The organism is Phaeobacter sp., assembly GCF_022825805.1.
Lineage (GTDB): Bacteria > Pseudomonadota > Alphaproteobacteria > Rhodobacterales > Rhodobacteraceae > Phaeobacter.
This window is the reverse complement of sequence record NZ_JAJDWC010000139.1, coordinates 24226-45508: the sequence shown is the minus strand read 5'-3', so window position 1 is coordinate 45508 and position 21283 is coordinate 24226. Positions and strand designations below refer to the sequence as shown.

18 protein-coding genes are annotated in these 21283 nt (G+C 59.1%); 10 read left to right on the top strand and 8 right to left on the bottom strand.

Going from position 1 to position 21283, the window contains the following annotated elements; translation table 11 throughout:
* Window positions 1-104: 104 nt before the first annotated feature.
* A complete protein-coding gene (locus Q0C28_RS16170) occupies window positions 105-2444 on the bottom strand; it encodes a mechanosensitive ion channel family protein (protein ID WP_293577333.1) in 2340 nt (779 codons plus the stop codon).
* A gap of 460 nt (window positions 2445-2904) precedes the next feature.
* Here Q0C28_RS16170 and Q0C28_RS16165 point away from each other — a divergent pair, with 460 nt between their 5' ends.
* The 8 genes from Q0C28_RS16165 to Q0C28_RS16130 all read left to right on the top strand — a co-directional run bounded on the left by Q0C28_RS16165 (window position 2905) and on the right by Q0C28_RS16130 (window position 10244).
* Window positions 2905-4116, top strand: a complete 1212-nt coding sequence (locus Q0C28_RS16165) for a glycosyltransferase (protein ID WP_293577332.1) — start codon at window positions 2905-2907, stop codon at window positions 4114-4116.
* Window positions 4113-5360: a glycosyltransferase family 4 protein gene (locus Q0C28_RS16160; RefSeq protein WP_293577331.1), complete on the top strand. Its 1248-nt coding sequence runs from the start codon at window positions 4113-4115 to the stop codon at window positions 5358-5360. Before Q0C28_RS16165 ends, Q0C28_RS16160 begins: the two co-directional genes overlap by 4 nt.
* Window positions 5361-5440: 80 nt before the next feature.
* Complete coding sequence (locus Q0C28_RS16155) at window positions 5441-6505, top strand: glycosyltransferase (RefSeq protein ID WP_293577330.1); 1065 nt, start codon at window positions 5441-5443, stop codon at window positions 6503-6505.
* Window positions 6502-7089: a histidine phosphatase family protein gene (locus Q0C28_RS16150; protein ID WP_293577329.1), complete on the top strand. Its 588-nt coding sequence runs from the start codon at window positions 6502-6504 to the stop codon at window positions 7087-7089. Before Q0C28_RS16155 ends, Q0C28_RS16150 begins: the two co-directional genes overlap by 4 nt.
* Entirely contained in the window at window positions 7086-8222 is a 1137-nt protein-coding gene (locus tag Q0C28_RS16145) for a glycosyltransferase (protein WP_293577327.1), read from the top strand. Before Q0C28_RS16150 ends, Q0C28_RS16145 begins: the two co-directional genes overlap by 4 nt.
* Complete coding sequence (locus Q0C28_RS16140) at window positions 8219-8977, top strand: polysaccharide deacetylase family protein (RefSeq protein WP_293577325.1); 759 nt, start codon at window positions 8219-8221, stop codon at window positions 8975-8977. Before Q0C28_RS16145 ends, Q0C28_RS16140 begins: the two co-directional genes overlap by 4 nt.
* Window positions 8978-9457, top strand: coding sequence for a class I SAM-dependent methyltransferase (locus Q0C28_RS16135; protein ID WP_293577323.1), 480 nt, complete (start codon window positions 8978-8980; stop codon window positions 9455-9457).
* Between the two features lie 103 nt (window positions 9458-9560).
* Window positions 9561-10244: a DUF1045 domain-containing protein gene (locus Q0C28_RS16130; protein WP_293577321.1), complete on the top strand. Its 684-nt coding sequence runs from the start codon at window positions 9561-9563 to the stop codon at window positions 10242-10244.
* A 42-nt stretch (window positions 10245-10286) separates the two neighbouring features.
* Here the strand turns inward: Q0C28_RS16130 and Q0C28_RS16125 are convergent, their stop codons facing one another.
* Window positions 10287-10985 (bottom strand): ATP-binding cassette domain-containing protein, encoded by a 699-nt coding sequence (locus Q0C28_RS16125; protein ID WP_293577319.1) that lies wholly within the window; start codon window positions 10983-10985, stop codon window positions 10287-10289.
* A gap of 288 nt (window positions 10986-11273) precedes the next feature.
* Here Q0C28_RS16125 and rpe point away from each other — a divergent pair, with 288 nt between their 5' ends.
* Window positions 11274-11963, top strand: coding sequence for a ribulose-phosphate 3-epimerase (gene rpe, locus Q0C28_RS16120; protein ID WP_293577317.1), 690 nt, complete (start codon window positions 11274-11276; stop codon window positions 11961-11963).
* Between the two features lie 115 nt (window positions 11964-12078).
* On the opposite strand, the gene Q0C28_RS16115 is transcribed toward rpe, so the two are convergent.
* The 6 genes from Q0C28_RS16115 to Q0C28_RS16090 form a co-directional block, all read right to left on the bottom strand.
* The gene (locus tag Q0C28_RS16115) at window positions 12079-14166 is read right to left on the bottom strand and encodes a 3-hydroxyacyl-CoA dehydrogenase NAD-binding domain-containing protein (protein ID WP_293577315.1); all 2088 of its coding nucleotides are present in this window, start codon (window positions 14164-14166) and stop codon (window positions 12079-12081) included.
* Between the two features lie 190 nt (window positions 14167-14356).
* Window positions 14357-15589, bottom strand: coding sequence for a Tm-1-like ATP-binding domain-containing protein (locus tag Q0C28_RS16110; protein WP_293577313.1), 1233 nt, complete (start codon window positions 15587-15589; stop codon window positions 14357-14359).
* Window positions 15590-15726: 137 nt separating this feature from the next.
* Window positions 15727-17169, bottom strand: a complete 1443-nt coding sequence (locus Q0C28_RS16105) for an aldehyde dehydrogenase (RefSeq protein WP_293577347.1) — start codon at window positions 17167-17169, stop codon at window positions 15727-15729.
* Window positions 17076-18695: a tripartite tricarboxylate transporter permease gene (locus tag Q0C28_RS16100; RefSeq protein WP_293577311.1), complete on the bottom strand. Its 1620-nt coding sequence runs from the start codon at window positions 18693-18695 to the stop codon at window positions 17076-17078. The genes Q0C28_RS16105 and Q0C28_RS16100 overlap by 94 nt, the downstream gene beginning before the upstream one ends.
* A gap of 27 nt (window positions 18696-18722) precedes the next feature.
* Window positions 18723-19253: a tripartite tricarboxylate transporter TctB family protein gene (locus tag Q0C28_RS16095; protein WP_293577309.1), complete on the bottom strand. Its 531-nt coding sequence runs from the start codon at window positions 19251-19253 to the stop codon at window positions 18723-18725.
* 121 nt (window positions 19254-19374) lie between these two features.
* Window positions 19375-20286: a tripartite tricarboxylate transporter substrate-binding protein gene (locus tag Q0C28_RS16090; protein WP_293577345.1), complete on the bottom strand. Its 912-nt coding sequence runs from the start codon at window positions 20284-20286 to the stop codon at window positions 19375-19377.
* Window positions 20287-20489: 203 nt separating this feature from the next.
* Here Q0C28_RS16090 and Q0C28_RS16085 point away from each other — a divergent pair, with 203 nt between their 5' ends.
* Entirely contained in the window at window positions 20490-21278 is a 789-nt protein-coding gene (locus Q0C28_RS16085; protein WP_293577308.1) for an IclR family transcriptional regulator, read from the top strand.
* The last annotated feature ends 5 nt before the right edge of the window (window positions 21279-21283 follow it).

Sequence of the window (21283 nt, the reverse complement as noted above, 5' to 3'; positions counted from 1 at the left end):
ACACAAAACAAAGGCCCGACCAATATGGCGGGCCTTTGTGGTTCAGATTGGTCATTCAGGCTGACCGTTCAGAATGCGCTTATGTGAACGATAGACGAGAGAGGCTATCTGTCGTCGCCACCGATATCATTGGCGTCCATCAGATCCTCATCAATGGCGGCCTGCACGGCGCCAACGGCCAGATCCTTCTTATCCTTGCTCGCGCCATCAGCCTGATCCTCTGCAAGGCGGACCGTCACCTCACGGTGCGCGAATTTGATACCTTCGCGGGCAAAGAGATCGCGGATTTCCTGGAACACTTTCTTGCGCACCAACCACTGATCCCCTGGCTTCGTCATGAATTTCACGCGGATGATCATCGCAGAATCCTGCATTTCAATCACACCTTGGGATTTCAGCGGTTGAATGAAGGTATCGCCAATAACCGGATCATCCAGAAGCTGCTGGCCCAGTTTCTTGATCAGCTTGCGGACCTTTTCCACGTCGGTGTCATAGGTCACCCGCAGCGGCAGCTTCATCATCACCCAATCACGGGAGTAGTTGGTCAGAACCCTGATTTCCCCAAACGGAATGGTGTGCAGCGCGCCCAGATGGTGGCGGAGCTGGAAGGAACGAACCGAAATACGCTCCACCGTGCCTTTTACGTCTCCAATGTCGATGTATTCCCCTTTGCGGAACGCATCATCCACCAGGAAGAACGCACCAGAGAAGATGTCTCGCACCAGTGTCTGGGAGCCGAAGCCAACGGCCAGACCGACCACACCAGCACCGGCAAACAGGGGGCTGACGTTGATCCCCAGTTCCAGCAGCACGATGAGGATGATGGAGACGACAACAACCGCAAGAATGGCCCCACGAAACAAGGGCAGCAGGGTTGCAAGTCGGCTGGCACCACCGGCACCGCCCTCGTCGCCCAATTCGCCGACGGGCATGTCGCCGACCTCTTCGTCGATTTTGCTGTCAATCCAGATCCGCGCCAGGTGATAGACGATATACCCGACAAACAGCACAACCACGATATCAATCAGCCGTTCAACCCGGGTGTCCTGCATCCAGACAGCGTCCGGGTTCCAGATCACGACCAGAGCATAAAAACCCACGGAGAACGCCAGGATCCCAGCGATACGTCGTGCGAGATCTTCGAAGGTGGCGATGGGGTGGCGGGCCGGAACCGCAAGCAGTTCTTCCTCCAACTCCTCTGCCAGTTCCTCGCCGTCTTCACCGTCGAGGGGCGCAGCCTCCATCGCAGCCAAGGCGCGGGAGCGGCTGAAGTAGCGTTCAATCACGTAGTTGATCAGCCCGTAGACCACCAGGATAGACGTCAGAACCAGATAGCTTCCGGCCATGAGAGGCAGCGACATGTCGCGTTCCAGCACCAGGTCAAATGCCAGTTCGAGCCATCCGAATGTAATATAGAGCATCACAGCAGGGGCCCAGACCACCGACAGCAAGCGCACCAGCCAGGAACAGTCTTCTCTGAGCCGTCCGGCGCGAATGGCGTTGGAAATGGCCCGCCCGTTGACCAAAACCATCAACAGGTTGCCAGCGGTGCCGACCAGAGCCAGCACGCCATAGACCAGGGCATAGACGTTGTAGTTCAGGCCAAAATCACCAACCCAGGTAGCAAAGAGGACTGAGCAAATATCGTAGGTGGCCAGAGCAGACGCCCAGAAATAGAGCCGCTTTGCGTCTTGGTCCGAGAAAATCGGTATGCGGTATTGGGTCAGATACGGGGACAGCACCATACGCCACAAATCTGACACCGTGCGCGACAGGAAGAACGCGGTGTAGATGGCCGTGACAGTGAACTGCACGGATGAATTGTCGGACCGACCGAAGATGAGGAATGACGTCAGCAGCGCAAACATCATCGCAAAGATGGTGCCGCCAACACCCATCACGAAACGGAACACCAGGAACGGCATCTTGTCCTGATAGCCCTCCGGCTTTTCCTTGATCCGGGAGACGACAAGCCTGCGGGCAATCCGCTTGCCGTAGATTTCGACCGACAGCCAACGGCCCACAATCAGGAACAACAGGCTCCAGCCCAGCACCTTGACGTAGGTCATGATCTGCCCGTCAGGACTTGTCTGGCGCAGGATGTATTTCACCTCAAAGATGGAATAGGGCATCGCCTCCAATCGGCTTTGCAGGGCATCTTCGAATTCGTCGAATTCGGATTGCGCCTTCATCAGCGCTGATGCACCCTCCATTTGGTCTGTCGCAGGGACCATGCCCTCGGCCGATGCACCATCGCCGGGGGACACCAATTGACCGGATCCATCAACAATAATGACCCCGACACCGCTTTCTGCTGCCTTTTCGATTGCGGTGGCCAAAGCGGCGCCATCGGCACTGCTTTGGGCGACCGCGCGATCCGCACTGCTCCAAGTGAGCACCACCGCCAAGGCCGCGGCAATCCAAAAGCGAAAAACTAGATGCATAGTACCCATGTCCCCATCCATGTCGGTCCTTTAGCAAGGCCGCAAAACACAGAAAATTTCAAGTCTCTGAGGCGATTGGGCTACGCTTGACCACAAAAATGAGAGCAACAAAGCGCTTGATTGCAACTTAATTTACCCCACGCTATAGAAATTTGGTGTTTGAGATCCAAGAACACGGGTTTGCGCTTTGGTATCTGGCCTGCGCAGTTCCGACGGAATTCGACACTGACTATGATCTGTGCCTTGGCCCTTCTTGCGTGTCAGGCAGCGCAACTTGAGGCGAAACCATGCGAAGGCGGACGATGGCCGAGCAGACACGCACCCATGTCACAGCGGTGACAAAGGCACAGCCTGCTGAGTGCCATAGCGGCGCCGCTGCTTGCGCAGTGAATTGCGACCGGGCACTGCGGCGGCAAAGCACCCGTGCCATCTGTTTTCCCTTCACGACACAGGCTCCGACATGACCGCCAGTGCTTCTGCCCATTCCACCCGCGGAGCCCGCGTCATGCTTTACAGCCACGACACGTTCGGGCTGGGACATCTGCGCAGGTCGCGGGCCTTGGCGGGTGCGATCACAGCCGCTGATCCAACCGCCTCTGCACTGATCTTGACGGGATCGCCGGTCGCCGGGCGATTTGCCTTTCCAAGCCGTGTGGATCACGTGCGACTGCCCGGCGTGATCAAGAAATCAGACGGCTCCTACGCATCGCGCACGATGGGCATGTCGATCGAAGAAACCACAACGCTGCGGGCTGAATTGATCCGCTCGACCGCGCGGCAATATGCTCCCGATGTGTTGATCGTCGACAAGGAACCCACAGGTTTCCGGGGCGAGCTGCTGCCCTCCCTGACCGACCTGCAAGAGCTTGGCTCCACCAAACTGGTGCTCGGATTGCGGGACGTTCTGGACGAGCCCGAAGTGCTGGCCGCCGAATGGGACCGCAAAGGGGCGATTGCCGCGACCGAGCAGTTCTATGATGAAATCTGGGTCTATGGCGTCAGATCGGTCTATGATCCAACCGCCGGTTTGTCCCTATCGGCTGAAGCACAGGCGCGCATGCACTGGACCGGCTATCTGCGGCGCGATCTGGGTGAACTCGGCACACCGCCAGAGCAACCCTATGTCCTGATCACACCCGGTGGTGGCGGTGATGGCGCGATGATGGTGGATCTCGTGCTCACGGCCTATGAACGGGACCCGGATCTGCACCCTCGTGCCATGCTGGTTTACGGGCCATTTCTGTCAGGAGACACCCGCACCGAATTCGAAGCGCGCGTGGCAGCGCTGAATGGGCGGGTCACTGCCGTTGGGTTTGAATCCGAGATCGAGACCTTGTTTGCCGGTGCGCAAGGCGTGGTCTGCATGGGGGGCTACAACACGTTCTGTGAAGTGCTGTCGTTCGACAAACCCGCAGTGATCGTCCCCCGCACCACCCCGCGCCTGGAACAATGGATCCGTGCAAGCCGGGCCGAAGAGCTTGGGCTGACAGCGATGCTGGACGAAACCCGCGACGGCTGGACCCCCGACGCCATGGTGCGTGCCATTCGTCTGTTGGCGGATCAGCGACCACCCTCCGCCGCGATCCCAGACGGTTTGCTGGATGGCTTGGATTATGTGACCGGCCGGGTTGATGCGCTGCTCGAAAAATCCCAACCGGTGTTGGATCGATGACAGAGCCGACCTCTCTACCGCTTGCTGTTGTGGTCAAAGGCTGGCCGCGCCTGTCGGAAACCTTCATCGCCCAGGAGCTGGTTGCGCTCGAGCAGACAGGCCATTCGTTTGAAATCTGGTCATTGCGTCACCCGACCGATCACAAGCGTCACCCGCTGCATGATCGTTTACAGGCCAACGTTCGCTATCTGCCTGAATATCTCTATCAAGAGCCGGAGCGTGTCGCCGCCGCCAGAGCCAAGGCGCAAACCCTGCCCGGATATGCCAGGGCTTATGAGATCTGGCGGGCAGATCTGCGGCGTGACATGACCCGCAATCGCATCCGTCGGTTTGGCCAGGCCTGTGTGCTGGCCGCGGAAATGCCCGCTGATGTGCGCGGCCTCTACGCCCATTTCCTCCATACACCCTCTTCCGTGACCCGCTATGCCGCGATCATGCGAGGGCTGCCCTGGAGCTTTGCGGCACATGCGAAAGACATTTGGACGTCGCCCGAATGGGAGCTGCGAGAGAAGCTGGCTAGCGCCTCCTGTGGAGCTCAATTTGGGGCAACATGTACGGGGTTTGGAGCCAAGCACCTGCAATCCTTGTCCGACCGAGCGGACCGCGTGGATCTGATCTATCACGGGCTGGATCTGTCGCGGTTTCCGGCACCGCCGCAGCGACAGCCGCGCAAGCCATCTGATCCCATGCATCTCATGTCGGTTGGGCGGTTGGTTGAAAAAAAGGGCTTTGACCGTCTGATCGCGGCGCTCGCGCTGCTGCCAGCAGATCTGGAGTGGCGCTGGACCCACATCGGCGGCGGTGGTCTGAAGGATCTGCTGGAAGATATGGCCCAAGATGCAGGCGTTGCGGATCGCATCACCTGGCGCGGGGCCTGCGATCAACCAGAAGTCATCGACGCGATGCGGGCCTCTGATCTGTTTGTTCTGCCAAGCCGGATCGCAGAAGACGGCGACCGGGACGGTCTGCCAAATGTCCTGATGGAAGCCGCCTCTCAGAAACTGCCAATCCTGTCGACTGCTGTTTCGGCCATTCCTGAATTCATCGACAGCGGCACCCACGGTCTGTTGAGCGATGACGACCCTGCCGCCCTTGCCAAAGCCATCCTGCAGATGGCACGGGATCCGGCGATGGCACAGTCGATGGCAAACGCCGCCTATGACCGGTTGACGACAGATTTTGGGATGGACCCCGGGATCGCCAGGCTGTCTGAGCGGCTCACCGCGATGATGCGTGGCGCATGACCGACGGCGCTGCGCCTCTCATCGCCTTTTTCGCCCCGATGAAATCACCGCGGCATCCGGTTCCGTCCGGGGACCGCCAAATGGCCCGCAACCTGATGCTGCTGCTGGAACACTGCGGAGCGCGGGTACAGCTGCTGAGCGAGCTGCGTCTTTATGAAGGTAAAGGTGAGCGCGACCGGCAGATTGAATTGCAGCAGAAAGCCAATCTGGAGGTCGAACGGATCTGCACTGCGATCTCGCAGCGAGAGGCCGAGCGTCCTGCGCTTTGGCTCACCTATCACAACTATTACAAGGCACCCGATCTTATCGGCCCGCATGTCGCCAGGCGACTGGGCATCCCGTACGTTCAGATCGAATCGACACGGGCGAACAAGCGCCTCAATGGGCCTTGGACGACATTTGCCGCCGCGGCTCATGAAGCGGCAGATGCGGCATCTGTGATCTACTATCTGACATCGCATGATCACGAGACACTGGAACGAGATCGCGCAGGCCAGCAGAAGCTCCTGCATCTGGCCCCTTTCCTGCCCCTCGCAACCCTGCCTGCTGTTTCAAGCGACCAAGGCGATATGACCGATGGACCGTTCAGGTTGCTGTCTGTTGCAATGATGCGCGACGGGGACAAGCACGCCTCCTACACGCTGATTGCTGAAACACTGCAGCAGCTGCGGTTTGACTGGCAGCTGACCATTATCGGAGATGGGCCAGCCCGGCCTGCAGTGGAACAGTTGATGGCCCCCTTTGGCGCGAGGGTACAGTTTCTTGGCCAATTGGACGCGCAGGCCGTATCCCGCGCCTATGGCACAGCAGATCTGTTTTTCTGGCCCGGGGTAAACGAAGCCTTTGGCATGGTCTATCTTGAGGCTCAGGCCCACGGATTGCCGGTTCTCGCGCAGGCACGCCCTGGTCTGACAGATGTGGTCTGTGACTGGCCTGCAGGTTTCACCCTGCCCGCTGTCTGCGATGGTGCGCAGGGGCTGGCACAACGATTGACCCAACTAGCGGCCACTCCAGCAGCAGTGCAGACGCAACAGACTGCCGTCAGGAATAGGATCCAAAGTGCTCATTTGCTGCCTGCCGCGGCCAAAGAGCTCCGGCAGGGTCTCGCGCCGCTTTTGGCTCCCTCAACAAAGGCAACGTCATGATTAAACTCGCTCTGATCCGACATGGTCATACAGATTGGAATCGTGCCGGAAAAATCCAAGGTCGCAGCGATATTCCACTGGATGCAGATGCGAGGTCCGAACTTGCAGCAAAGCAACTGCCTGCACCATGGAGCGATGCCGCCCTGTGGTCGAGCCCTCTGCAACGCGCATATGAAACGGCGCAGCTGATCGGGGATCGAGATCCGCAGACATCAGAGGCGCTGATCGAAATGAACTGGGGCGACTGGGAGGGCCAACATGGCAAAACCCTCCGCGCGGATCCCTCCAGCGGTTTTCGCGACATCGAAGATTGGGGCTGGCACTACCGCCCGCCGCAGGGGGAGAGCCCACAGGAGGTCTGGGACCGGCTGGTGCCCTGGATCGGGCAATTGCGCGAAGACACCGTCGCCGTCTGCCATATTGGCATCATGCGAATGATCTTGGCCAAGGCACATGGCTGGGATTTCGCCGAGCCTGCCCCTTTTGCGATCAAGCGGAACCGCATGTTCGTCGTCGAAGTGGACGGCGATACACTGACCCCGTGGCCGGAGCCGGTACGCCTGCAGAAACGGGCACAAACATGAGGGTCCAGATCGCCGTCACCCATTTGCTTGGTACCGGTCATTTGGCTCGGGCTCTGGTGCTTGCTCGCGCGTTTCAATCCAAAGGCCACGAAGTCGAAGTATTGTCGGGGGGCATGCCCGCTCCCAATCTGGACCGTGGCGATGTGACCATCAAACACTTGCCAGCTCTGCGCTCCAACGGAACCAACTTCAGCGAGTTGCTGACGGATCTTGGCGACATTGCGGATGCCAGCTATCTCCGGTCACGCCGTGACAGGGCCTGCCAATTGCTGGCAGCCTTTGAACCAGATGTGCTGATCACCGAACTGTTCCCCTTCGGCCGCAGAAGCCTTCGCGCTGAGTTTACCGCCATGCTGGACACGGCCGCTGGGATGAACCGCAGGCCGATCGTTCTGTCCTCGATACGAGATATCCTGGCGCCACCTTCCAAACCCGCGAAAGCCGCCCAAACCCTGCAGACCATAGTGGATTACTATGATGCGGTTTTGGTCCATTCTGACCCTACCGCCACCCGGCTGGAGGTATCCTGGCCCGTGTCAGACGCCCTGTCCGCAAAACTGCAGTATACCGGTTATGTCGCCCCAAGCGCCCCTGTTCCACATCCAGAACAAGACGGTCGCGGCGAAATCTTGGTGAGTGCGGGCGGCGGCGATGTCGGAACCCATCTGTTCCGCTGCGCGGTAGAGGCCGCCACCCTGCGTCCCGATCGCACCTGGCGGATTTTGGTGGGCGGGGCCAAGTCTGCAGAGCTCATTCAATCGCTGAAGCGCATGGGGTCTCCTGCGGTGATTGAACCGGCCCGCCCCGATTTCCGCCAAATGCTGTGCCACGCCTCCGCATCTATCAGCATGTGCGGATACAACACGACGCTTGATTTGCTGCAAACCGGGGTGCCTGCGGTCATTGTGCCGTTTGATGACGGCAACGAGGTGGAGCAAACCCTGCGCGCCCAAAGCCTGGCGCAGTTGGATGGCATCGAAACACTCAAAACGCGCGATCTGACGCCACAGCGGCTGTGTGATCTGCTGGACACCGTCACCGCTGCCCCCAGACGCGATGTCGGCAGCTATCAGTTCGATGGCGCGGCCAGAACCTTGGAAATTGCAGAAGATCTTTTGGACCGGCGGGCATGACTATCAATTGGCAGATTTTGGACGAAGAACTGACTCGCTGGAACGAGCGTGGCCTGACCCTCCCGCTGTGGTGGCGCGATGATGATGCGATCTCAGCGACAGATCAGCTGCACCGTTTGTCTGCACTGGCAGAACGGCACGGCCTGCCTGTCCATCTGGCCATTATCCCGAAGGACGCCGACCAAACCCTGGTGGAGGCCTTACAGGGGGCTGACATGCTGATCCCGGTGGTGCACGGCTGGTCGCACGAAAACCACGCCCCCGCATCAGAGAAGAAGGCCGAATTCGGTGCGCACCGGCCCGTGGACGACATGCTGTCAGAGATAGAATTCGGCCTGCGCCATCTTGCGCAGATGTTTGGCCCAAAACTGCGCCCGATGTTCGTGCCCCCTTGGAACCGGCTGAGTGGCGAACTGGTGCCGTGGCTGGCAGGCATTGGCTTTTCCGCTGTGTCCACATTCACCCCAAGGAAGACAGCGCGCGTGGCCCCCGGCCTGTGGCAAATCAACACCCACCTGGATCCAGTTGATTGGAAAAATGGGAAATCCCTGCATGCGCCGCAGGCCCTGATCCAACAAGTTGCCACTGATCTGCGAAACCGGCGCAATGGTCAGGCTGACAACGAAGAACCCTATGGAATACTGACCCATCACCTCATACATGATGAGGCAATATGGGACTTTACCGATGCGCTCATCGCGCGACTGATGGCAGGTCCAGGACATGCTTGGGCATTTGATGAAAGGACCCTGTGAATGAGCCGATTGGATTCGATGCTGCGACGGCTGACTGCTCAGCGTGATGGGCTCAACTGGGCCGCCCAACAGATTGCTGAGCTGGGCGGTGATGTGCTGGACATCGGGCTTGGCAACGGGCGCACATATGATCATCTGCGCGAAACTGTGGCCGACCGCCGGGTTCTCGTCATTGACAGAGTGCTGCAATGCCACCCATCCTGTGTGCCGCCAGACGCCGATTTCCTGCAGGGCGAAGCGCGCGCGATGTTGGAACAGCTTGCAACAAGCGGGCCATCCATCGCGTTGGCGCATTATGATCTGGGGTTCGGCGTGAAAGAAAAAGACGTAGCCGAGGCCGCAGCGCTCTCCCCGGCGATTGCCTCTGTCATGCTGTCTGGGGGCATCATCGTATCCGGACAGCCGTTGGTGGGATTTGAAGAACTCTCCGGGCCTGAAGGCATCCCAGAGGGCCGGTACCTGTTTTATCGCGCGCCATAGACACCGGTGGCATACCAACGGGCGAGGCGGCACAGCGCCCGTCCCGGCCCAAACGTACTGCGATGATCACCCCTGACAGAAGCGCCCAGATCGGGAGACCAGAGTGACATTCTCACGATACGCGATCTACTACCTGCCGCCAGCCACAGAGCCGTGGAGCCAGTTCGCCACCCAGTGGTTGGGTTGGGACATCCATCACGGGCAACAGATTGATCACCCGGCAGACACCGGCCTGGATATCTCCGCCATAACGCGAACGCCGCGAAAATACGGTCTGCACGCAACGATCAAACCGCCTTTCCGGCTTGCAGATGGTACAAGCGTCGATGCGCTGGCAGATCGGTTTGCAGCCTTGGCACGCTCTGCGCGCGCGGTGTCTTTGGATGGGCTGGCGTTGACGCGCATGGGCAGATTTCTGGCGCTCTGTCCGGTTGGCGACCAATCTGCTCTGAACAAGTTGGCGTTACAATGTGTGCGCGATCTTGACGAATTCCGCGCCCCACCACCGGAGGCGGAATTGGAACGGCGACGCCAAGGTGGGCTCTCCGCGGTGCAGGAACAGGCGCTTATGACCTGGGGCTATCCCTATGTGGGGGACAGTTTTCGCTTTCACATCACGCTCAGCGGGCGGCAGCCCAAGTCCGAACTACCCGAGATTGAAACGTTTTTGCAGGCCCGTCTGGTTCCGCTGTTACCGACACCGATCACAATTTCCGATCTCGCCCTGGTCGGAGAGGACACGCTGGGGCGCTTTCACTTGATCAGCCGTCAAACGTTCGCCGGGTGATGGTCCTGGGCGGCTTCGCTGGTTCACGGATCTGTAAGACGCTCAGAACAGAGTGATCAATTCGCACATCGGGCGTGCACGACTAGGCGCATCGCAGCGGATCATCCCAGTGTCTGGGGCAGGATCTCGCCCAGGTGCGCGGGCATCATCGACAGTAGCGTCACTGAACACCTCGGATGGGCCGTCGAATACAATCTGACCGGCCCGCAGAAAGACAATCCAATCGCAGTAGCGGCGGGCCAACTGAGCGCTTGGCAAACTGATGAACACTGCGCGCCTGTCGTCTCTTTGAATATGGCGCAGCGTCTCCATCGCGTCCTGCACGTTCATTGGATCCAACGCCGCCAAGAGATCATGGGCCCTGATCACGGAGGGATTGCACATCAAGGCACTGGCCATCAGGACCCGCACCTTCTGCCCCTGTGACAGCGCATCAACCCGTTTGCTCGCATGGGCCGACATGCCAAAACGATCAAGGCAATCGATCGCCCGGTCGATGTCTTCTCGCGGGTAAAGGCGGAACAGCTCTGACAGGGATGTCTGAGGATGAGGTACCCCACGCAGCACGTTCGACACCACATCCATGCGCGGCATCAGCGTGGTGGGTCGTCGCCGCGCTGCTGCACGGCCTGTCTGTTGTTGGCAATCCGCTGTGGTGCAGAGGGTCCTGACGGGACTGTTGGGGCCAAAACCCTGAAGCTCTGCGATGTCGATCCGACCGGTCACAACACGCTGCAGCATGTCCGATCCGTCACGATCGCAACTGACAAGACCAGTTAAACGGGGTGTGCCAGCCCCCTCGCATCGCGAGGCGCGTGTCATCCCGCATGGTTGGTTGGAAACTGGATCGATATGCAACACGGCTGCCCCTGCGCTGTATGCTATCGTCATATGGGGCGCACCCAACGCCTCCATGTCAGCCAGATGAAACTTTTGTAACGCATCAGCCTAGGCGGCAGCCGGATGAGGCGCTATATGGCTGGCCAACCAACCCCAGTAGACGCGCCTCAATCGCAAGGAACCTTCGCCATGAGTTTTGACCGACAGATCAAGATTGCGCCTTCAATCCTATCTGCAGATTTCGCCAACTTTGGCCAGGAGATCCAGGCCATCGAGGCGCAGGGCGCAGATTGGGTCCATGTCGATGTGATGGACGGCCACTTCGTGCCGAACCTGACATTTGGCCCGATGGCGGTCAAAGCGTTCCGCCCCCACGTTAAGACCGTGATGGACGTGCATTTGATGATTGCTCCGGTCGACCCCTACATTGACGCCTATGCAGACGCCGGCGCCGATGTCTTGACCGCGCATGTCGAGGCAGGCCCACATATTCATCGCACATTGCAGGCCATCCGTGGTGCAGGCATGAAAGCGGGTGTTGCTCTCAACCCCGGGACACCGGCAGAGGCTGTCGCGCATGTGCTGGACCTGGCCGATCTGGTCTGCGTCATGACCGTCAACCCGGGCTTCGGCGGCCAGAAATTCATCGATATGACGGCAAAAGTGCGCAGGCTGCGTGAGATGATTGGCGACCGCCCCATTCACATCGAGATCGATGGTGGAGTTGATCCGCGCACCGCACCGCTGGTGGCAGAGGCCGGGGCAGATGTCTTGGTCGCAGGATCTGCCGTCTTCAAAGGCGGATCAGTCGAAAACCCCGGCGTCTATGGCGACAACATCAAAACCATTCGTGCGGCCGCAACAGGCAACGCCGCCTGACCCAGGGCAATCAGACAGCGGGTTTCAACCAAAGGAAAAGGCGCCGATTGGCGCCTTTTTTCGGACAAATGGGATGCTGCTTCCGGCGCTGTTTAGCAGCCCGAAGCACTGCCCCTCACATGGCATTAAGGGACTGAAACATCTCACCATCGGCCACCAAGCGCTGCAGCAGGGGTGCGGGTTGCCAGAAAAACGGGTCCTGTTCTGCGTAGGTTTCGATATCTCGCAGCACCTGATCAAGGCCCTGAAGATCGGCCCATTTCAATGGGCCACCGTGGTAGCGTGGGAAGCCATAGCCAAAGACCATCGCCATATCGACATCCAGCGGGCGGCGGGCGATGCCTTCGCCCACCGTTTTGGCGGCCTCGTTCACCATCGCGCACATATAACGGCGCAGAATTTCCTCATCCGAAAAAGACCGCGGCGTGATCCCCTGGGCGGCCTGATCGCGCGCAATCAGCTCTGCCACCTGCGGATTGGGCACACCACCCCGCTGCCCGGCTTCATAGACGTAGAACCCTTTACCGGTCTTCTGTCCAAAGTTCCCCGCTTCACAAAGCCAATCTGCAAACTGCGCCACCCGGTCGCGTGGGTCGCGGGTGGCGGCCCGTCGTTTGCGCGCGGCCCAGCTGATATCCAGCCCCGACAAATCACCAACTGCAAAGGGACCCATCGGGAAGCCAAAGCCAGTCATGACCTTGTCGATTTGATAGGGCGACGCACCATCCAAAACCATGTGATCCGCTGCTTTGCGATAGGCATTCATCACGCGGTTGCCGATGAACCCATCACAAACGCCGGACCGGACAGATATTTTGCCCAATTGTTTTCCAAGCGCAAACCCTGTTGCGACAACCTCTGGCGCGGTCTTATCGGCAACCACGACTTCGAGGAGCTTCATGACATGCGCGGGTGAAAAGAAATGCAGCCCAATCACATTCTCAGGTCGTGAGGTGGCGGCGGCGATCTCGTTCAAATCCAGATAAGACGTGTTGCTGGCCAAAATAGCATCCGGCTTGCAATGGGCATCGAGCGCGGCAAAAACCTCGCGCTTCACGGCCATGTCCTCAAAGACGGCCTCCACCACCAGATCGACGTGTTGCAACGCCGCATAGTCCGTTGCCACCTGCAGCTTGTCTGATGCGATTTCGCTGTATTGATCTTGCGTGATCTTGCCCCGCTTCATCGCACCTGAGAGGTTTGCCAACACCCGCTCGCGGGCGTCTTGCGCGGCCTGATCCGCGCGTTCAATGATCACGATAGAGAGGCCCGCCAACACCGCCGCCGCGGCGATACCTGCACCCATAGTGCCACCGCCGATCACACCCACAGCGGACACAGCGCGCGGCGTGACGCCCTTCAGCTCCTCCAGTTTGCTGACGGCGCGTTCGGCAAAGAAGGCGTGGATTAAGCCCTGGCGTTGGTCATTTTCCATCAGTTCCTGAAACAAGGCACGTTCCCGCGCCAGCCCATCGGCAAAACTGTCCGCTTCGGCTGCGGCCTGGACGGCTCTCACCGCTACGGCAGGCGACAACTGCCCGCGTCCCTTTGCCAATACGCGCGTGTAGGCTGCATCAAAATCAACAGCGGCCGGGGGCGGCAAATCACAGACAGGCCGTCGATCCGCTGACTGATCCAGCAATTCCTGTGCAAAAGCCAGTCCGATTTCACGGGGCTCTCCCTCGGCGATCCGATCAATTACACCACGTTCCAGTGCTTCTTGCGCGCTCACGTGGCGCCCGGTTGTGATCATGTCCAAAGCGGCTTCGCATCCAACAAGCCGTGGCAATCTTTGGGTGCCGCCTGCGCCGGGCAGGATGCCCAAATGAACCTCTGGCAGTCCCATTTTGGCGCTCGGCACGGCCACCCGATAGTGCGAGGCCAACGCAACCTCCAATCCGCCTCCCAGGGCAGTGCCATGCAGCGTAGTGACCACGATGGCGGAGGCCGCTTCGATCCGGTTGCACAGATCCGGCAGCCCGGGTGCCTGCATCGGTTTGCCAAATTCACGGATATCCGCCCCGGCAAAGAAGGTTCGACCATCGCCATAGATCAGGATTGCGCGCGCGCCTTCTTGCTCGGCGCGTTCGATGCCGGACAACAGCCCGCGTCGCACGTCAATCCCAAGCGCATTCACAGGCGGGTTCTGCGCCTTCAAAACCGCGATGTCCCCAACCCGCTGATAATCGATTGCCTGAACCATGGGTGTTTTCTCCGTGCAAAACTGCGCAAACCGCCAAGTCTGGTGGGACCTTGTTGGGGAAACCCTGTCGCAGTCGCCCCAACAGGCCACGCCACCAGACGGGCCTAAATCCTCGCGACCCTAGGCGCTGATCTGGGGGGAGACAAGGCTGGTGGCTTTGGGACGTGCCGTTCTGTACCGTTCCGCGCAGTTAACCACGCGACACAGTCCCATCTGCAAGCCAACCATCAAAGATCTCCAGCACTTTTTCGATGAACATTTGATCGTTGATATGACCATCAAGAGGATGCAGCGACGCGTTGGCTGGACAATTGGCCATCAGGTGATCGCAAAATGCCGCAAGGGCCGCAGAATCGTGCAGATCCGCGCCTTCGCGGTCCCATTCATGGCATCCCCCCTGCGGCACCAAAACCGCGACTGGCCCGCGTGCAGTCGACAGCTTATCGCAGAGCGCATCTGCCACCTGTCTGCGTTCGCTGTCGGACAGGACCGCCGAGCTGAGCAGCCGATTGTGGGCATGAACGGGTCGATCCCGCAGCTTGTCCGGCACCGCCTGCCAGCCAACAAAATCCACCAGATCATGACACCCGGGCGCGATCATCTGCGGGGTTGCGGAGCGCCCTGCGCCGGTCATTCGGGTAGCCCCGGCCGACAAACCGCCAAACAGATGATTGCTGACCTCTTGTGGTGCGAAATCCATCACCGCGGCAAAGGCGCCTTCGGTAGCGAGACTTTCAAACGCCCGCCCCCCCATGCCGGTGGCATGAAAGACCGCCACATCAAACCCGCGGCTTTCCAGCGCTGGTTTCAAATCAACCATATACCGCAGCACGGTCTTGCCAAAGGACGTCATGCCAATGACCGGACGGGTCGAGGTTGGCGGCTCCACTGCTCGCGCCGCCCCCAAGACAGCGCCCGCAGCCTGCGACAGAGACGCTTTGCAGATCCCGTTTAAACCATAGAGACCACCTGCCCAGAGGATCATCTGAACATCCGCAGGCAAACGGTCTGGCGGCAACAGCGCCGAAAACGCAACAGTCGAGACCACGTATTTTGGGACCCCGATCGGCAGCGCAGAACATAGATCAAGGGCGAGATCTGTGCCCATGGTGCCCCCCAGAACGATCACACCATGGATCGATCCGGCCCGGTATTGCGCCAAGGCAAGCGTTGCCGCACCTGCCCCCATGATCTGCATTGCGGTGTTTTCATCACCCGATGCAATGGCTGCATCGATGGAGCTGCCGACTGCTTCGGCCACGTCATGTTTGCTGATATCTGTCGGCTGGTTCGGATCGCCAAGCACACTCACATCCATGGTCTTGACCAGGCCACCCTGCCCGGTGATCACCTCGGCCAGATAGGTCAACTCGGCCTCTTTGGTGTCGTAGGTGCCAACGATCAGAATTGTTTTTTCGACCATGTCATGCCTCCCTCATGGCGTGTTGTCTCGTGGCTGTCGTGTTTCAGGGCTGTAATGTTTCAGGGCGTCCTTGCCATGGCCTGCGCCAACCCTTGCACGTTGCAACTGCTGCGGGTTGCGCAGTTTGGTCCACAGCATCACAGCTGGATCCAAGCAGATTTCAGGTCGACGAATTTGTCCAACGCATAAAGCGACTTGTCGTGCCCGTTGCCCGATTGACCCACCCCGCCCAACGGCACGGTCATATCAGCACCGCCATAGGTGTTCACATGCACAACGCCCGTCCGCAGTTCGGCAATGCAGCGGTGGGCGCGGGACAAATCAGCGGTCCATACCCCTGCCGCAAGACCATAGCTGGTGGCGTTTGCGAGCTGGATCGCTTCTTCTTCGCTGTCAAATGCGGTGACAGACAGCACCGGGCCAAAGACCTCATTTTGAAACAGCGCCGCATCCCTAGTCACGCCCGTGACAATGGTCGGGGCCATGTAGGTGCCACCAGTCTTCTGCAGGATCTGCTGCCCGCCACAGACGATGTTGCCGCCCTCTGACAGGGCCTGATCGACATGTCGCAGATTGGCCGCCAGTTGAGCGGATGAATTCACCGCGCCGATTTGACTGTTTAGATCAAGTGGGTCACCCACACGCAGCGCCTCAGCATGCGTTTTCAATTGATCCACAAAATGATCGTGAATGGACCGTTCAACCAGCAAACGCGAGCCTGCAACACAGACCTGCCCGGAATTGCGAAAAATCCCCATAGCGGCAACTTTGGCGGCCTGATCCAGATCCTTTGCATCGGCAAAGACGATGTTTGGGGATTTACCGCCAAGTTCGAGATAGCAACGCTTCAGATTGGATTGCGCCGACGCTGCCAGCAGGTGCCGCCCGGTTGCGCCGGATCCAGTGAACACCATAACATCCACATCCATGTGATGTGCCAGGGCGGCACCGGTTTCAGTGCCTCGCCCCGTCACCACGTTCAGCACACCATCCGGCAGGCCGCATTCTGCGCAGATCTCCGCCAGCCGCAAAAGGCTGAGCGACGCGCTTTCGGCGGGTTTCAAAATCACCGAATTGCCCATGGCCAAGGCTGGCGCGAGTTTCCAGGCTCCGATCATCAGCGGAAAGTTCCACGGCACGATTGCCGCAACCACCCCCACCGGCGCGCGGTGGACCAGGCCCAGGACATCAGGAGGGGTTGGCGCGACTTCACCTGCCACTTTATCCAACGCTTCGGCATAGTAGCGAAACGTCCCGGCCGCCGAGCCAGGCTCTGCCTTCAGCGCCATGTTGAACTCGGTTCCATTGTCGCGCACACCCAGAACAGCCAGCTCAACCGCCTCGGCCTCGATCCGGTCTGCGATCCGCATCAAGATTTTTTTCCGGGCAGCTGGCGCAAGACGTGACCAACGGCCATCCGCAAACGCACGCCTGGCAGAGGCGACGGCCCTGTCGACATCATCGCTGGAAGCAGCGGCGAGAGTGGTTAGAACAGATCCGTCAATCGGCGAAGTAACCGTGAGTGGCGTGCCCTGACCTTCTTGCCATGAGCCTTCAAGAAAGAGTTTCTGCGGCGCCACATCAGTGCCCCGAAGCTCGTTGATGCGGTTTTGATCTGCCATTCGGCCTCCTTCAGGCTCTGGCTGTCTTTGCGCACCCGCAAGACATGAACCAGCAGCACTGTGATGATGAGTAGAAAAAGAATGAACGCCACGGGACGGTCGATGAAATCCAACGGCGTTTTCACACGGGCCATCGCTGCGCGCAGCTTCACCTCCATGATCCCGCCCAGCACCATGCCAAGGATGATTGGAACCGCTGGCAGCGACAGGCGCTTCAGGATGAAACCAAACACACCAAATCCCGCCGCCAGCATGCAGTCCGTGGCGGAGTTGCGCAGTGAATAGACACCCACAAAGCTGAGCGTCAAAATGCACACACCCAGAAAGCGGTTGGGAATACGCACCACCTGCACCAACACGCCCGTAGCGCCAAGCAGGAACAGCAGCACCAATATGTTCAACAGCAGCAACGCCAAATAGAGTGCGACGACAAAATCCATCTGGTTCTGGAACAGCCCCGGACCTGGCACAACGTTGTGGACATAGAACACGGACAACATCATCGCGGTCAGCGCTTCGCCCGGGATCCCAAGTGCCAGCAAAGGCACCATCGCCGCTGCGGGCACCGCATTGTTGGATGTTTCCGCAGCAATCAGGCCCTCGGAGGAGCCGCGGCCAAAATCCTGCGGCCGTTTTGAGGTTTTTTGAGCGTAGGTATAGGCCATGAACTGGGCCGTGAATTCCCCAACCCCAGGGATCATTCCCATCAGCACGCCGAAACTGGCCGACACGCTGGCAACGCGGGGGTGGCGCGCAAGTTCGCGCAGACCTTGGAACATGCCACCCCGCAAGCGGCTGACACGGATCTTTTCATCTTCGTCTGTCAGCAGGACAAAAGCTTGTGACAGCGCAAAAAGACCCAAGACCACGACGATCAGATTGACACCACTGCCCAGGAAATCCTGATCAAACGTGTAGCGCTGGGTGTATTTGACGGGCTCCATTCCAATCGTATTCAGGAAAATCCCGAGGCAGGCCAACGCACCCGCGATCAAAGTCTGGCCACGATGGGCGACCACAACCAAGGTCAGGCCCAAAAGTGCCGCCAGAAATATCTCCCTGGAACCGAACATCGGCGCAATCCGCGCCAAAACCGGTGCAAACAAGATAAGGCAGATCACTGAAAACACGCCGCCAAAGAAACTGGCCGAATAGGCAAGACTGAGCGCGCGTCGCGGCTCACCACGTGCGGTCATAGGGTGACCATCATAGGTGGTCAGCGCATTCACAGCCGTTCCTGGTGTGTTGATCAAAATGGCCGGGATTGCACCGCCATACATGGATGAGCCGTAGATCCCCAACAGGACCGTCAATCCCACGATTGGGTCCAGCGAAAACGTGGCCGGCAGCAGGATCGCAATGGCCACAGCAGGGCCAACGCCGGGAATGGCGCCGATCAGAACGCCTCCGACAGATCCCGCAAGAAGTGCGATGGCCACATCCCATCGCAGCAGGATATCAAAGGCAGAGTAAAGCAGATCCATCTGTCGCTCTTTTCCTCGGAAATCGACCTAGAGATACAAGATCGCAAAGCTGCGCAGGGCCGCAGGCAAGGTTTCGTACAACAGGGCACCGGGTATCCGAACGGCAAGCACCGCTTTGAAGAAGATCACCACAATCGTTGCAAAGGCAAAGCAGATCAGGATCATGCTCCGGCGACGGTAGCCCATCCGCCAGGCCAGCGCCGGGACAAAAACCAATGTCACCGGCAGATAGCCTGCGATGGGGACCAAAACCACATAGCCCATGAACCATGCTGCGAACTCTACCGCGGACAGCCAGCGGCGCAGCTCTTGCACATCATGGCGCGTGACCCGTTTCCAGGGCAGACGATAGACATGCAGCGCCGCAAACACCGCCATTCCGCTCAATGCGACAGCAGGCCAGAAACGTGGCTGTGCGAACAGTTTTGTGTTCTTTGCCCATGTGGTCTGATCAGGAAGCAAGAACAGCAATCCCACCGCCATCCCCAAAATAGCCAAAGCAAACACACGTTGGCCGCGGCGGGGGCCGACAAACCGGCGCTCTCTTTCGGTTGTCAATGTGCTGCGCCCCCTTCTTGGATCTTTGCGCGCTCTGCCTCAGATCCGGCCATCGGCAGGGCTGCGAGAGATCGCAAACCTGCCGGGCCGAGCGGCAATGACCCTCCGGCCAAAGCTGCGATTACTCCATCAAGGCGCCGATGCGAGCCATCGTGTCGATATCGCCTGCCACACGCGCGGCGCTGTCGACAGCGTTCTGCCAGTAAACCAGCGCGCCAGTTTCCTTGGCCACGGCCTGCGCCCGGTCGCTCATCATCGTTTTTTCCGCAACGGCGATGATCTTCTGGCGGACGTCTTCAGGGGTATCTTTGGTCACAAAAAGCCCATTCCAAAGCGCGATATTCAGGCTGGGTTCCAACTCTCCAATCGTTGGCGCATCCGGCACCAGAGGGATCCGTTCATCGGTGATCGAGACCAGAACCCTGATGTCATCCAAACAGGGTAGGACCAACTGCAAGGTGGTGTTGATGACATCCGCATCACCGGACGCGAGGGTGTTACAATCCAGCGCATCAAAGGCCGCATCAGATCCCCAGTTAAACCCAGCCGTTTTGGCATAGGCTTTGGTCACCTGGGTTGGCGTCAGAACATCGCCAAAGTGGCCCAGCGCCACATCGTTGTCCTGCGCATAGGCGGCGAGTTCCTGCATGGTGCCATAAGGGGCGTCCGCAGAGGTTGCGATGACAAATGGATAGGTCAGGAAAATCCCAAGCGGGTCAAACTTTTCGGGTGTCAAAGGCGGAATATCGATCTGGTGGCCCATGACCGGAACGCCGATCACGAACGACCCAATGGTGTAACCGTCCGCTGGCGCATTGGCGACTTCGATGGCGCCCGGGAATGGCCCACCGCCGCCACCTGGCTTGTTCACGACGGCAGCGGCGACACCATATTCGGTCTGAAAATCCTCTGCGATCATGCGCGTCAGGACATCTTCCAAATCGCCGGGAGGCCAAGGCACGATGAAATTCACGGGCTTTTCAGGATACTCAGCTTGCGCCGCAACTGGGGCCCAAACAGCACCCACCATCATCGCAGCGCTGAGCGCGGCGCTTGTCATGCAGTTCATCAGTCTCATAGTCGTCTCCCGGTCGGCTTATCGGTTCATTATTTGAACCATTGGTTTGTTTTTAGATTGACCCTCTCCCGCATATCTGTCAACAAAAATGAAAGACACCCGCCGCCTTCGGCTCCGGCACTACGACTGACATCGGAAAAAGGACCCGCATAATAGCTATGGGAACCGTATCCAAAGCGCTGAATTTGCTTACATATTTCAATCACGGCCGAACAGAGATCGGGCTGAGCGATCTCACACGTTTGTCCGGGTTGAACAAAGCAACGGTGTTCCGCCTGATGACGGAATTGCAGGACTGCGGGTTTGTCGAGCAAGCCAACGGGGATCGCGCCTACAGGCTGGGTCCACAGGTTTTGCGACTAGCGGCTCTGCGCGAGGCCTCTGTTCCGATCTTGTCTGTGTCCCGCCGTGTTCTGCGCGATCTCAGCGACGAAACCGGCGAAACAACCCACCTGTCATTGTTGCAAGGCGATCAGTTGAACTCGTTGTCGCATGCCTATTCACGCCGCCACGCCACCAAGGTCATGATGGAAGACGCCGAGGTGCTGACCTTTCATGGCACGTCATCCGGCCTCGCGGTTCTGGCTTTTGCCGATCCCGGCTTTGTTGACGGTGCCTTGAACCAACCCCTGGCCGCACACACAAATGCGACCGTCACCGATCCAAACATCGTGCGCGAACAGCTGGGGCTAATACGGACCTCGGGTCTGGCACAATCCATTGGCGGGTTTGAGGCAGATGTGCATTCCCACGCTGTGCCCATTTTCGGGCCCAACCGCGATGTGATTGGGGCGCTTGCTGTGGCGGCCCCGGTGTCCCGTATGAGCGATCAGCAAAAGGAACTGATCCCAGCGGCCCTGCGACGCGCAGGCGCGGCTCTTATTTCTCGTATCGGTGGTTCTGCGCCAGCCTCTTATCCGCAGGCCGAACCACCCCACTCGAATTGACTGGC